Here is a 273-nt window from a genome sequence, read left to right as displayed (position 1 = left end):
CCACCCGGTAAGCCTAAATACTCTCTGGTGACCGATAGCGGACTAGTACCGTGAGGGAAAGGTGAAAAGTACCCCGGGAGGGGAGTGAAATAGTACCTGAAACCGGACGCTTACAATCCGTCAGAGCCTGCGCACCTTTCGGGGTGGTGGGTGATGGCGTGCCTTTTGAAGAATGAGCCTGCGAGTTAGTGCTCAGTGGCGAGGTTAACCCGTGTGGGGTAGCCGTAGCGAAAGCGAGTCTGAATAGGGCGTTTGAGTCGCTGGGTCTAGACC

The 273-nt window shown here is 56.0% G+C and carries 1 rRNA gene; it reads left to right on the top strand.

What is annotated here, in order from left to right:
• A 23S ribosomal RNA gene (locus AAFO60_RS20885) occupies positions 1-273 on the top strand; the annotation flags it as partial.

The sequence above is a fragment of the Gordonia aichiensis genome (assembly GCF_039946255.1).
Taxonomy (GTDB): Bacteria; Actinomycetota; Actinomycetes; order Mycobacteriales; family Mycobacteriaceae; genus Gordonia; species Gordonia aichiensis_A.
This window is presented reverse-complemented; position numbering and strand designations above follow the sequence as displayed.